The sequence below is a fragment of the Flavobacterium tyrosinilyticum genome, from assembly GCF_023656565.1.
GTDB lineage: Bacteria > Bacteroidota > Bacteroidia > Flavobacteriales > Flavobacteriaceae > Flavobacterium > Flavobacterium tyrosinilyticum.
In genome coordinates, this window is record NZ_JAMOKG010000001.1 from 731815 (window position 1) to 746253 (window position 14439).

Here is a 14439-nt window from a genome sequence, read left to right on the forward strand (position 1 = left end):
AATATAAGCACCTTGCTTTATTTCTAAGCTTTACTAAAAACGTTAACACGGAATGTCAACAAATAAATAGTTTTTGTTAAAAAAGTATAAAGTGAATAACGAAATATCTTCTATATTCGTAAAACTGTATTTTTAGAATTCATTCATTAACAAGATCTCAAAGCAGTTTTATGAGCAAAACTTCTACTAAGGGCATTTGGAAAGTAATTTCAGCCTCTTCTATGGGCACCATGATCGAATGGTACGATTTTTACATTTTTGGCAGTCTAGCTGTCGTTATTTCAACTAAATTTTTTCCAAACGACAACCCTACCGCAGCATTTTTATCTACTTTGGCCACATTTGCTGCAGGATTTGTAGTTCGACCATTTGGAGCTTTATTCTTTGGAAGACTTGGCGATATTATTGGGCGTAAATACACTTTCATGGCTACCTTATTATTAATGGGTGGTTCTACTTTTCTAATTGGGTGTATTCCGAGTTATGAAACGATTGGTTTTCTCGCTCCCTTATTAGTTCTGATTTTACGTTTACTGCAAGGACTTGCTCTTGGAGGCGAATATGGCGGAGCCGCTACGTATGTTGCCGAACACGCACCTGCTGGAGAAAAAGGATATTGGACTTCTTGGATTCAGACCACTGCGACTGTTGGTTTATTTATTTCGCTAATGGTTATTTTAGCTACTAAAAGCGTGCTTTCTGCCGAAGCCTTTGATTTATGGGGATGGCGCGTTCCGTTTTGGGTTTCGATTGCTATGGTTGGAGTTTCGTATTTAATTCGAAAAAACATGGACGAATCTCCAGTTTTCGCGAAAGCTAAAAAAGAAGGAACCACAAGCACAAATCCGTTAAAGGAGAGTTTTGGAAACCGATACAATTTAAAATTTGTTCTTTTGGCTTTGTTCGGAGCTACAATGGGACAAGGTGTTGTTTGGTATACAGGTCAATTCTATGCGATGAGCTTTATGAAAACGGTAATGAATGTTGATTCTTCTCAAGTTGATGAATTATTAGGAATTGCTCTTTTAATTGGAACTCCATTTTTTATTGTTTTTGGTTGGCTGAGCGACAAAATTGGGCGCAAATACATTATGATGTTCGGAATGCTATTGGCAATTTTATCCTATAGGCCTATTTATAAAGCAATGTACAACACGACAGACATTAGCCAAAAAACAGAAATCGCAGAAAATCCTAGAGAAACAACCGAAAAGAAAGCTGATGGAAGTTCTATTACAACGATTCAAAAAAAATATACAGATGGCACAACCGTAATGGAGAAAAAAACGTACATGGAGAAAAAAGATGTGCAAACAAGTGTCTCAATTCAAATAACTCCTAATGATAAATGGACTTTAATTTTTCTGGTTTTTATTCAAGTACTATTTGTGACCATGGTTTATGGTCCGATTGCGGCGTTTTTAGTGGAGATGTTTCCAACCAAAATTAGATATACTTCTATGTCACTGCCTTATCATGTCGGAAATGGAATTTTTGGAGGTTTGCTCCCTGCTATCTCTACTTACTTTGTATCACACGCCAAAACAGCAGGCAAAGCCGATTTTTATCTGGACGGATTATGGTATCCTATAATTATTGCTGGAATCTGCTTTGTTATTGGAATGATTTATATTGACAACAAAAACAAAATTACTCACCTTTAAAATTTACAAAAAAATGAATGCGATTAAACAAGTTTTAGGGGCGTTATGGATTGCTTTGGCTGCAGCTGCTGCCTATTTTTGCGTTTTTGAATTTGGTTTGCCTAAGCTTCTTTCAGACCAACAAGACGATTTAGTATTTGGTGTTATTATTCTATTTATACTAACGCCACTTATAGTCATGGGATTAGGAACATTTGGATATTATTCTTTAATTGGAGAATATAATGATCCTAAAAGAAAAACAAATAAATAATTATAGGCTAAACCACAAAAAAAACAATGTCTGGTGATTTAATTACCTCAAAAGACATTAAAATATCAAAAATAAAAACATTTGAACTGAAAAACTACTCAACAAAAAAAAGGCTGTCCATTTCTAGACAGCCCTTTTTCATTACTAACCAAACCTAATTTTTAATAAACTTCACAACGCGAACCTTATTATATTCGTCAAACGTTTTTACTAGATACAATCCAGATGCTAAACTGCTTACAGAGAATTGATAATCTGTATTTCCGTTTGTATTAAATGTTTTTACTAATTGTCCTGTAACAGAATAGATCTCTACTTTTGAAGTTTTGAAACCTAAAGTAAAATAATCGGCAACAGGATTTGGATATAAATTAACTTGGCTTCCTTTTTCGAAATCTTCAATTGCCAAATTTGCTGTTTTATTACCATAAATCCTATACTCTCCTGGTGGCAAATTAATTGGAGCATTTACATCGGTAACATTTATTGTCGTGTTATCCATCAAATTATACCAAGTTCCTGCATATGGAAAACCAGTTGAAATATTTTGTGCGGAAGTATCGAAATTAGCCAGAATCAAGACATCTTTTAACTGTGCTGAAGTAAGATTTGAATTCGTAATCTTTACATTTAAAGTTAATGTATTGGCGTCTGGAATTATAGCTGTACCTAAAAACACGGGCTCCGTCTTTTTAAGTGTAATCATTTTTGCCCAATCATTATAAATCTTATTACGATTTGAATTTCCTAGCCAATTGTTTACCCATTGAGGTTGTGGCTTTGTATCTAATTTACAATCTCCTCCTACCGCATCAAAATCTGTATTTACAGAATCATCATTGCAGGAAAAAATAGAATTTTCCCAGCCTAGTTCTCCAAAATGCCAAATCATTTTTGGTCCTGGAATCAACAAAGAAACTGCTCCAATGGCAGACATTCTTGATAAAGCTGTATTTAATGTTTTCACATTATAACTTCCGTTTGAAGCTCCGTATTGTACATTTTTATACATTAAACGTTCTTCGTCATGGCTTTCTGCATACCCCATTAAACGATTGGCCGCAAATCCGCGGTTTGCACTATTCATTCTAAAAATATTACTTTCAGAAGCGTATCCCATTGACAATTGATTGTACTCTTTTGTCATTTTTCCCCACATCATAACTCCTTTACTTGGTGTTTCAGAAATTTTATAATCTGCCCATTGTTTTTCTTCCGCGTCACTTCCTAAATGCTCAAAAATGGTGTAATGAGTTGGATCTAAACTCCAAGAATAATCGGCATATTTTTTTAAAATATCTACTCTGTCTTGCTGATAGCCATCAGTACATGCATTATCTGAAGCCGTACAGGCTTGAGTAAATCCTTTGGTTAAATCCCATCTAAATCCATCAATTTTATACTCTTCAATCCATTGTTTAATAACTCTTTCTACATAATATTGCGTTTTAGCTGACTGATGATTAAAGTCCTCTCCTACACTATAAGTATGTTTTGCCACGGTATTAAAATATGGATTTTCTACTGTTGGCGATCCAAAACCGTCTCCATCAGGATCATTCATCCACATTCTAACCATCGGATTTCTTCCAAAAGCATGATTTAAGGCAACATCCAAAATTACTGCGATCTCATTTTGATGACACAAATCGATAAACTCTTTTAGTTTGTCCGAAGTTCCATAAAACTTATCTAAAGCCATATGAAATGAAGTATTGTAACCCCAGCTTTCATTGCCTTCAAACTCCATTACAGGCATTAGCTGAATAGCATTTATTTTAAGGTTTTTAAAATAATCTATCTTATCTATTAAACTTTGAAAATTACGAGAAGCATCAAAATCACGAACCAAAACTTCGTAAACCACCAGTTTTTCTTTTTCTGGTTTTACAAAGTTTGTAACCTGCCAGTTGTATGGAGTCTGTCCTGTTTTAAGAACGGTAACTTCAAATTGTTGGCCTGCAGGATAAACTGGTAAATTTGGATAGGAAGATGCTGGAATCCAAGGATCATCATAAGGTGATAAAACCAAAGTTGAGTAAGGATCTGCTGTTTTTACTAAAGATGGAGAATTTGCCAGCGGTGAAGCATCTACAACCCAATATTGAAAAGTATTATTTACACCTGAAACCAATCCAGTTAATTCTAACCAAAATTTTCCTGAAACAGGGTCTTTTTTCATGGCATACGCCGATGTAGGCTGCCAGTTATTGAAACTTCCGGCAACGTAAACAAAATCTTTTGATGGTGCATCAAGAACTAATGTTGCTTTTGAAACATCACTAGAATAATTAATTCCATCAACCAATCCTGTTGGCATTGCTTCAGAAACGGTATTTGGATTTACAACAACCGAAAACTTCTTTATAATGGTAACTCCTGCTTGAGTCACACTCAATTCATACATCTGATTGCTTGTAACATTTGTATGAGAATAAGAATAGCTTGCTGTACTTGCATTAGCATTTATAACTACTCCATCTGCTTTTAAAGAATAACTTGCCACTCCATTTGTATTTGTTACAACAATATTAAAATTTGATCCAGATGCTAAAATTACAGCACTATTTTCGACTGGCGAAGTGAGATTTACCTGAAAAGCTCCTACTTCAGCAACGGCATCTTGAGATTGTTTTGATCCAGATCCGTCTTTTGCTTTAACCAAAAAACCTATTCTGCCTATTCCGTTTCTGCCAAAATACACAGAAGGTATAAATGTTTTGGTATACGTGTCGGTTCCTGCGTTGTATGTAAATCTGCTGGATTCGTTTGAAGCAGTCCAAGATCCGTTTGAAGGAGAATCTGCTTGATTTGCATCATTTACATCATAAGACCATGACCAAAGATATAAGGCATTGTCTGTAATTCCCCAAGTGTCTTCATTAACACTTGTTCCTGCAATTGAAATAGTTATAGAAGTGGTATCTTCAAAAGTGGGTGGATTTATTGAAAAACTAACCGTTTGCTGTTGGGCAAAAGCAGTTAGTGCCATCAATAAAAATATTGATAGTAAAGTTTTTTTCATAATCAGTGTGGTTATTTGATTAGTAAGTTTGATTAAAAAAGGGCTATCTCAGATAGCCCTTTTTCAGTTATTAACTGAAGTTTTATTGATTTGGAATCATCAAATAACTTCCGTCTAAATCATTGAAATAAATTACATATTTAGATTTTGCTACTGGTATATTATCCCCAGTTCCTCCACCTGAAAAGGCAGTAGTTCCTCCCCATGAAACATCCCATGCATTATTCGCTCTGAATTTTGCTTCTCCATCATTTAAGCTTGTTGCTCCTAATGACCACGCATGTTTGTCAAAAGTCGATTTATCTAATGCAGTAGAAGCATCCCAGCCACCAGGAGTACTGCTTCCTATAACACCAACAGTATCATATAATTTTGCTATTGATGCAGCATCTGTGTAAGGTGTCAAAGTATACTTTAAAGTTTTGGTATTAAACTGGAAATTATAATATCCATCTGCTGGAATTGTAAATTCACCTGCATTATTTTTAATTTCAATCGAACTGTCATCTGCTTTCCCCAATTGAGAATCCCAGCTTCCTTTTACAGATATTAGTTTAAAGTTACCTGCTTTGAAATAACCAACAAATTTATATTTTGTATCATCTTTACCATCTCTGAACATTGGCTGATGTTTCGTATCAACATTATTATCCCATCCGCCAGCAACAGCCGCTCCTATTAGATACCAATCTGTGAAATCATAAGTAACTCTTCCTAAATACGGAGTAACACTAATTGTAATTAAGTTTTTTCCAACTTGAACAAAACCTCCAGAAACATTGGCAGTAATTTTCACATCATACTGAGCCGCTTCTTCTGGTTTTCCTCCTAAATCAATCGCTGCTTGATTTAATTCTTTACCTAGAACAGAAACCTCAGTAAGACTGTTTGTAGTACTTTGCAATGTTTTTGCAGCAGTAAAATCTCCGCCTTTCTTATCAATAAGCAATGTATACTTTATTGCTACAGTTGAAGAATATTGCGCAGCCGACCAAGTAAATTTAGCCACTTCGTCTGATGCTTTTTCAACATCAAGAACATAATTCTGACCTGTTGTCGGCGCTGTAATTTCTGGAGCTCCAGCAACATTCAGTACTGGTCTTTCGTCTACAGAGTCTGCATTACACGACACCAATAGCACACCAATAAATGCGATTAAAATTTTATATATATTTTTCATTTTACAGTTCTATTAGATATTAGTACCCAGGATTTTGTTTCAATGTAGGGTTCGCCTGAATTGTCTTAGAAGGAATAGGCATTAAGTCTCTATATGAATCTGTTGCCATACCATTCATTACGCCACCTTTCCATTGCCAGATTTTGCTTCCTCCTGTAAATTTTCCAAAACGAATCAAATCTGTTCTTCTGTGGCACTCCCAGAATAACTCTCTACCTCTTTCTGCCAAAAGAAAATCAAGAGTTAAATTTGCACTAGATATTGTAGTTGCTCCTGCTCTTGTTCTAATTTGGTTTACATAATCTACAGCAGTTGCCAAATTACCTGTAGTTGCACCACGTACAACAGCTTCAGCATACATTAAATAAGCATCAGAAACTCTGAATACTGGAAAATCAGTATCTGGAATATCAGTTCTTTGAGCTGGTGAACCATCCGATTTTTTATTAATATATTTAGTTACAGCATAACCATCTGTAAATGTTGAAATATTAGTAATATCTAAAGCTTGTCCATCAGTATGGAATGTTCCTCTTTTATCTCCAGTAGCAGTTGCATCAGGAAAAAGAGCTACGAATTCTTTACGAGTTCTAGTACCGAACCAACCTCCGTCCATTCCTCTTGAAGCAGCATCTATACTTCCTCCAATAGCAGCGTGAATAATAAAACTCATTCCTCCACCAGTTGCTCTAATTGCATTTCCATCACTTACGATTGGGAAAATAAATTCGTTTTGAGCACCATTTGTATTGTTATCCGCAGAGAATAGGTAAGCATAAGGAACGTTTGCAAACGTATACCCTGAATTAATGATTTCAGTACATAAAGTTGCTACGTCATTGTTTCTTTCTGTTCCTGTATATACCTTAGAGTTCAAATAAATTTGAGCTAATAAAAATTTAGCTGCTACTTTATCAACTCTACCGTATTCATTTGATCTAGCATTTGCCAAACTATTATCTAAATCTTTTAATTCAGACTCTACAAAAGCAAAAACTTCTGCTCTTGATTTTTGTACTGGATAAAAGAATCCAACAGGATCTGCTTCTGTTGTAATTGGCACATTACCAAACAAATCCATTAAGTTTACATAAGAATAAGCTCTTAAAAAACGAGCTTCTGCTCTAAAAGTTGCAATTTCAGCTTTTAGATTGGCATCAACACCTCTTGCTTGTAGTTTATCATCTGTAGTTTGTCTTAAAAATTCGTTTGCCAAACTGATATGATAAGATGCTCTAGAATAAGTTCCGTATAAAAACTCATTTACAGGAGACCATGTTTGTGTATTTAATGTTGGTAAAGCACCATCAGCCCAAGCAATAACAGCCTCATCTGTAGGTAATTCTTGCGTTACAAAAAGCAAACGCAAATAACTGCTGAAATCCCCGCTAAGACCAGCAATATCTGCTTGTCCGTCACCATCATTTCCTCCTACATAAAGTCCAGCGTATAATTTTGCTAAAACCTGCTTGTAAGATGCTGGATCTTCAAAAAAAGTTTCCGATAAAAATTCATCATCATCTTTTGGTGTCACGTTTAAATCGTCAGTACACGAAGTAAGCGTCATACTTATTCCTAAAATAAATAGGAAGAAATAAGATATATATTTAAATGATATTTTCATTTTGTATGTTTTAAAATTTTGTTTTTCAATGTACTATTAGAAACTTGCATTTACTCCAAACAAGAATGTTCTTGCTCTTGGATAAACGTTACCATCGATTCCGTTGAATTTCTCCGGATCTAATCCATCATATTTTGTAAGTACAAAAACATTTTGAACACCTGCTGAGAATCTTAAAGAAGCAGCTTTCAATAAAGCTTTATCCAAAGTATAACCAACTGTTACGTTATCTAATTTGATGAAAGAAGCATCTTTTACATAGTAATTAGATAAATAACGCTGAGTTCCATTATCTTCATAAGTAAATCCAGTATTTAAATAATCTGAACTTACGTTTGATAAGTCAGTTTGTCTTCTTAAACCAGCATCTGAATATCCCATGTTAGAATTTACGTTATCAAAAATGTAATTTCCTAAACTTGCTCTCCAGTTCATTGTAAAATCAAACTTTTTGTAGTTTAAAGTTGAGAATAAACCGAAAGTATAATCTGCTGTTGGCTTTTTATATCTGTAACGATCGTTACCATCAATTTTACCATCTCCATTTCTGTCAACATAAGCTCCAGCGATAGGTTTTTTGTTTGCATCATACAATTGCTCGTATACAAAGAATGAATTTGGAGCAGATCCAACTGTATTAATTAAAACTTTATTTCCGTTTCCTCCTTTAATATTATCTCCTACTTCATAACCTTGGAAACCTTCAACAGTCTGACCTAAACTTTCAATTTTTTGGTCTAAATAAGTAGCATTAACCGCTACGTTCCAAGTTAAATCATCTTTTTTGATGATATCTGACTGAAGGCTGAATTCAACCCCTTTAGTTCTTAAATCACCAATATTATTAAATCCTTGGTTTCTCAAGTTAGCACCATCTGGCACCAATACATCAGCTAATAAGTCAGAAGATTTTTTATCAAAATAGTTAATAGATCCCGTAATTCTATCTTTTAAGAATCCAAAATCAACTCCGATATTCATCTCAGCCAATTCTTCCCATTTGATATTTTGGTTATATCCTTCTGGTCTAGCTGTTCTGTAAACAACACCATTAAATATATATTGAGTATTAACAGTACCAAGTGTAACTCTTCTTAAATAGTCATACTGAGCAGAAATATCCTGCTGACCTGTAGTACCGTAACCAACTCTTAATTTCAAACTAGAAAGTGTTTCGTTATCTTTTAAGAAAGACTCTTCAGCAATATTCCATGCAAAAGCACCTCCCATAAAGTTACCCCATCTGTTTTCTTCAGAGAAGCGAGAAGTTCCGTCTCTTCTATAGTTTAAAGTCAATAAATATTTACTGTCCCAACCTAAGTTTACACGCCCAAAATAAGATTGTAAATTAATATCTGGATCAGTAATAACATCTTCATTTCTACTTTCTGCTGGCTGAGTTAGAGCTCCAGATTGGTATTTTTCTTTTTGGAATAACTGATAGTTGTAACCAGCAGTAGCATCCAATTTAAGTTTTCCTAAATTTTTGCTGTAAACAAAATAAGCATTTAAGTTTTTGTTTTGAAGATCATCAGTATACGTATCATAGTTTCCTAAATTCACCCAGTTTCCTGAACTGAATGGATTTGGCTGATAACCTAAAGCACTTTCCGTACTTTGTCTGTTGTATCCACTACTATCGAATCTATCAATACCAGCTTCAGCAACAAATCTTAAGTCTTCAAAGAAGTGGAATTTATAGTCAAGGCTAATATTACCCCATTTTCTTGTAGATTTAGATCTTTTATCTTCTTGATTTAATCTTGCAAGTGGATTTTTAGCAGGTAATAATGCTAAGTTTCCGTTTGGTTCCAACCATTCGAAATATCCTCCGTAGCGAGAACCCGCTTGGTAAGGAGATTGTGTTGGATCGAAGCTAATTGCAGAACCAATAACTGCGTCTTCATCTTGAAATTGATTTTTGCTGAAAGATAAGTTTCCGCTAATATCAATTTTTAAGTGATTATCAAACAATACTGGATTTAACGATATCGATGTCGTTGTTCTTTCAAAAGAAGTGTTTCTTAAGATTCCTGGATTATCAACATTACCAACAGATAAACGCACTGGTAATTTATTGAATAAAGCACCACTTACAGATATATTATTGTTTGTTGTTAAAGCGGTATGGAAAATTTCATCTTGCCAGTTTGTATTTGCAGTACCCATTAATGCTTTTTGAGCATCAGATCCTTTTGTGTTTACAAAATTTCTGAACTGATCTGCATTTAAAACATCAACTGTATTAGCCACTGTATTGATACCAACTTGAGAGCTGAAGTTCACTTTTACACCACCTTTAGTTCCTTTTTTAGTCGTAATTACAATTACACCATTTGCTGCACGTGAACCGTAAATAGCTGCTGCAGAAGCATCTTTAAGAACTGTAAATGACTCAATATCATTTGGGTCAATTGTAGACAATATACTTGTAGCACCACTTGGAACAGCGTTGCTTAAAGGAAGTCCATCTAAAATAATCAATGGGTCGTTTGAAGCACTTAATGAAGATCCTCCACGAATTCTAATATCTGCTTTTGCTCCTGGAGCACCTCCTCCAACAACATTTACACCAGCAATACGCCCACCAATCAAAGATTCTGGAGTAACGTTGATACCTTTATTAAATTCTTTGGCCGAAATTTGAGAAACAGATCCTGTTGCGTCTTTTTTCTTAACAGTTCCGTAACCCACTTGCACTACAACTTCCTGTAATTGATTGGTATCTTCTTCTAAAGATACTGGCAAGTTTTTTTGACCATTAAAGACAATAGTCGTTGTTTTATATCCAATAAATGAAACTAAAATCTTGTCTCCATTTTTTAAATTTGGCAATTGGAATTTACCATCAAAATCTGTAGAGGTACCAACTGCGGAACCTTGTACATTTACATTTACTCCTGGTATAGGCTGACCTGTGGCATGATCAGTTACTACCCCACTTAAAGTACTCTGAGCTAGTACTGTAAACGGAAGCAAAAGGAATAAAAATAACAACTTTTTGTAAATTGTTTTCATACTTTTTGTTTAAATTAGTTTTGAGTTTTTGACTGTTAGTTAAGTTTTTAATTTTACTTCGAATTCCAAAATTATGAATTTATTAACATGCTCAACCAGAGACAATTTTTATTGCTTTACGAAAACGTGGTAGTGTTGAAAACTTTCTATTTTTTGTAATCTTTTAGCGTTAAAATTGCAAATACCAAAAATATTGCACACCTTTATTATTAATTAGATTTTTTTCAATTAACTCGATGAAACGTAAAATAACCCTCAAACAGATTGCAAAGGAGCTTGACGTGTCTATCTCAACTGTCTCAAAATCACTTAGAAACAGTTTAGAAATTGGCGAAGAAACACGACTAAAAGTGCAGGCTTTTGCGAAGTTTTACAACTACAAACCAAACAATATTGCCCTTAGTTTAAAGAACCGAAAAACCAAGAGTATCGGGATTATTATTCCCGAAATTGTACACTACTTTTTCTCTACTGTCATCAATGGAGTAGAACAAGTTGCAAATGAATACGGATACAGCGTAGTAATCTGTGTATCAGACGATTCTTTTGACAAGGAAGTACTAAACATGGAGATGTTAGCCAACGGAAGTATTGATGGTTTTATCATGTCGCTTTCAAAAGAAACACAATTTAAAGGCGACTTTCATCATATTACCGAAGTGATCAATCAAGGAATGCCTGTAGTAATGTTTGATCGCGTTACAAACGATATATTATGCGATAAAGTAATTATTGATGATAAATCTGCAGCCTATGAAGCAGTTCAAAGTTTAATTGACAATGGCCGCAAAAAAATCGCTCTAGTAACTACAGTCGATTATGTAAGTGTTGGAAAACTGAGAACCGACGGCTACGAAAAAGCATTATTAGACAACGGATTGCCTTTTAATGAAGATTTAATCATAAAAATTGAAGATGTAGAAACTTGCGAAATAACCATTAGTCAGCTTTTGCATGAAAGAGCTTTCGATGCCGTTTTTGCTGTAAATGAGCTTTTTGCCGTAACAATTATCAAAACAGCAAATAAAATGGGGTTAAAAGTTCCTGAAGATTTAGCTGTAATTGCATTTACTGACGGAATCATTTCAAAATACTCGACTCCAACAATTACAACCGTTAGTCAAAGCGGAGAAAAAATGGGCAACAAAGCAGCAAAAATGCTTATTGAAAGACTTGAAGCAGAAGAAGATGACGATGAAGAACATACAGAAAATTACACCACAGAAGTTATAGAAACTCATTTAATAAAAAGAGAATCTACTGACTAAAAAACTTAAAATCAACACTTTCTAAAGCCATAAAAAATATTTATGGCTTTTTTATTAGCATTAATAAAAAAATAATTTATAATTTTACGCCCGTCAAGGCTTTTAGTTTTACTTCGAAAAGAACAAAGTTTTGATAAGCAAGGCGCTTATCGTATAATTTTTCAAATTACGATAATGGAAAAGCGTAAATTAAGTTTCTGGGAAATTTGGAACATGAGTTTCGGTTTCTTAGGAATACAATTTGGTTTTGCACTGCAAAACGCAAATACTTCAAGAATTTTTGAAACCCTTGGTGCTAAAATAGATGAAATCCCAATTTTGTGGATTGCTGCGCCTGTTTCAGGTTTAATTATTCAGCCCGTTATTGGTTATTTCAGTGATAGAACTTGGACTCGTTTAGGGAGACGACGCCCCTATTTTTTAATTGGCGCGATTTTATCATCGATGGCTTTGTTCGTAATGCCCAACTCTCCAACTTTATGGATTGCTGCAGGAACTTTATGGATAATGGATGCATCGATCAACGTTTCAATGGAACCTTTCCGTGCTTTCGTAGGCGATAATTTACCCGACCATCAGCGTGCCTTGGGCTTTGTTATGCAGAGTTTCTTTATTGGTACCGGTGCCGTTGTTGGTTCTGTTTTACCCTATCTTTTCACAAATGTTTTTGATGTCAGCAATGTTGCGCCAAAAGGAATTATTCCGGATGCCGTAAAATGGTCATTTTATATTGGCGGAATCGTTTTTCTGCTTTCCGTTTTATGGACCGTTTTTAAATCAACCGAATATACGCCTGAAGAACTTCATGCTTTTGAAGCTAACAGCAAAAAAGACTCAGAAGGCATATCAAATTCTGAAACAGAATCTGGCGTTTCTACAAAAAAACAATTGCTTTTAGGATTACTGTTTGCTGGTATCGGAGCATTAATTTCATTTTTAATTTTCGAAAACAACCTGGCAAAAGAACTTTACATTCTATTTATTGGTCTAATTTTCATGGGCGTTTTATTTGTAATTGCATCGCAACTACGAACAAAAAAAGTTCAGAATGGTTTTACCATAATCATGACCGATTTATTGAATATGCCAAAAACAATGCAAAAATTAGCTTGGGTTCAATTTTTCTCTTGGTTTGCGCTTTTCTCCATGTGGATTTATACGACTCAAGCAGTCACGCAGCATATTTTTGGAACTACAGACACAACTTCGAAAACCTACAATGATGCCGCCGACTGGGTTTCGGTATTGTTTACAGTTTACAACGGAATTGCCGCTGCAGTTGCCTTTTTATTGCCAATTATTGCAAAAAAAGTAGGCGTTAGAGCAACACACTTATTGGCTTTATGTGCTGGAGGTGTTGGTTTAATTTCAATTTATTTTATTGGTGACAAACAAATGCTTATCCTTCCAATGCTGGGAGTTGGTATTGCATGGGCAAGTATTTTATCCATGCCTTATGCGATGTTATCTGGTGCTTTGCCAGCTGCAAAAATGGGTTATTATATGGGAGTTTTTAACTTTTTCGTAGTAATTCCGCAAATCGTAGCCGCTACGATATTAGGATTCGTAATCAAACAATTCTTCCATAATGAACCTATTTACGCTCTAATAATTGGAGGCATATCAATGATTTTCGCAGGATTATTGACTCTTAGAGTAAATAGTAAAACTAAAATTGAAATCCATGAATAATAAAAAAGCATTCATCTTCGATCTTGACGGCGTGATCGTTGATACCGCTAAATACCACTTTTTGGCTTGGCAAAAAATTGCCCAATCATTAAATATAAATTTTACGCATGAAGACAACGAACTTTTAAAAGGCGTAAGCCGAGTTCGTTCGTTGGATATTATACTTGGATTAGGAAATGTTCAGGCTTCACAAGAGGACAAAGACAAATGGCTGATTCAAAAAAACGAAGATTATTTATCTTATTTAGTTGACATGGATGAAAGTGAGGTTCTTCCAGGAGTTTTAAAAATTCTAAAACTATTAAAAGAGAAAAATCAAGGTATTGCATTGGGTTCTGCCAGCAAAAATGCAAGACCAATTTTAGAAAAAACTGGAGTTCTATCTTACTTCGATGTTATTGTTGACGGAAATGACGTTACCAATGCAAAACCAGACCCGGAAGTTTTCTTAAAAGCGGCTCAATTATTACATATTGATCCAAAAAATTCAATCGTATTTGAAGATTCTGTTGCCGGAATTCAGGCAGCAAACATCGCAGAAATGGTAAGTGTTGGAATTGGTGAGGAAACAATTTTACATGAAGCTGATCATATTTTTAAAGATTTTACCCAAATCGAAACAAGCTTTATTAACGATTTAATTAGTCAATGAGAAAATTTGATAATTAGATAATTTCTAAAATGAGAATTATTTAATTATCAATCGACAAATTAT

Annotated in this window: 9 protein-coding genes; 5 read left to right on the top strand and 4 right to left on the bottom strand. The window is 34.5% G+C overall.

The genetic code is table 11. The features are described from left to right. Nucleotides 1-170: 170 nt before the first annotated feature. The gene (locus NCC77_RS03200; RefSeq protein ID WP_250834321.1) at nucleotides 171-1664 is read left to right on the top strand and encodes an MFS transporter; all 1494 of its coding nucleotides are present in this window, start codon (nucleotides 171-173) and stop codon (nucleotides 1662-1664) included. 13 nt (nucleotides 1665-1677) lie between these two features. After that, nucleotides 1678-1917, top strand: a complete 240-nt coding sequence (locus NCC77_RS03205; protein WP_095928146.1) for a DUF6814 family protein — start codon at nucleotides 1678-1680, stop codon at nucleotides 1915-1917. Between the two features lie 154 nt (nucleotides 1918-2071). Here NCC77_RS03205 and NCC77_RS03210 read toward each other — a convergent pair whose 3' ends face one another. The 4 genes from NCC77_RS03210 to NCC77_RS03225 all read right to left on the bottom strand — a co-directional run bounded on the left by NCC77_RS03210 (nucleotide 2072) and on the right by NCC77_RS03225 (nucleotide 10764). Continuing rightward, nucleotides 2072-4942, bottom strand: coding sequence for an alpha-amylase family glycosyl hydrolase (locus tag NCC77_RS03210; protein ID WP_250834322.1), 2871 nt, complete (start codon nucleotides 4940-4942; stop codon nucleotides 2072-2074). A gap of 82 nt (nucleotides 4943-5024) precedes the next feature. Then, nucleotides 5025-6122, bottom strand: a complete 1098-nt coding sequence (locus NCC77_RS03215; protein WP_250834323.1) for a SusE domain-containing protein — start codon at nucleotides 6120-6122, stop codon at nucleotides 5025-5027. 19 nt (nucleotides 6123-6141) lie between these two features. Beyond that, nucleotides 6142-7746, bottom strand: coding sequence for a RagB/SusD family nutrient uptake outer membrane protein (locus tag NCC77_RS03220; protein WP_250834324.1), 1605 nt, complete (start codon nucleotides 7744-7746; stop codon nucleotides 6142-6144). A gap of 36 nt (nucleotides 7747-7782) precedes the next feature. Beyond that, the gene (locus NCC77_RS03225) at nucleotides 7783-10764 is read right to left on the bottom strand and encodes a SusC/RagA family TonB-linked outer membrane protein (protein WP_250834325.1); all 2982 of its coding nucleotides are present in this window, start codon (nucleotides 10762-10764) and stop codon (nucleotides 7783-7785) included. Between the two features lie 236 nt (nucleotides 10765-11000). Between NCC77_RS03225 and NCC77_RS03230 the strand changes: the two genes are divergently transcribed. The 3 genes from NCC77_RS03230 (at nucleotide 11001) to pgmB (ending at nucleotide 14376) form a co-directional block, all read left to right on the top strand. After that, nucleotides 11001-12032, top strand: coding sequence for a LacI family DNA-binding transcriptional regulator (locus NCC77_RS03230; RefSeq protein ID WP_095928151.1), 1032 nt, complete (start codon nucleotides 11001-11003; stop codon nucleotides 12030-12032). A 174-nt stretch (nucleotides 12033-12206) separates the two neighbouring features. Then, nucleotides 12207-13724: an MFS transporter gene (locus NCC77_RS03235; protein WP_250834326.1), complete on the top strand. Its 1518-nt coding sequence runs from the start codon at nucleotides 12207-12209 to the stop codon at nucleotides 13722-13724. Beyond that, nucleotides 13717-14376, top strand: a complete 660-nt coding sequence (pgmB, locus tag NCC77_RS03240) for a beta-phosphoglucomutase (protein ID WP_250834327.1) — start codon at nucleotides 13717-13719, stop codon at nucleotides 14374-14376. Before NCC77_RS03235 ends, pgmB begins: the two co-directional genes overlap by 8 nt. The last annotated feature ends 63 nt before the right edge of the window (nucleotides 14377-14439 follow it).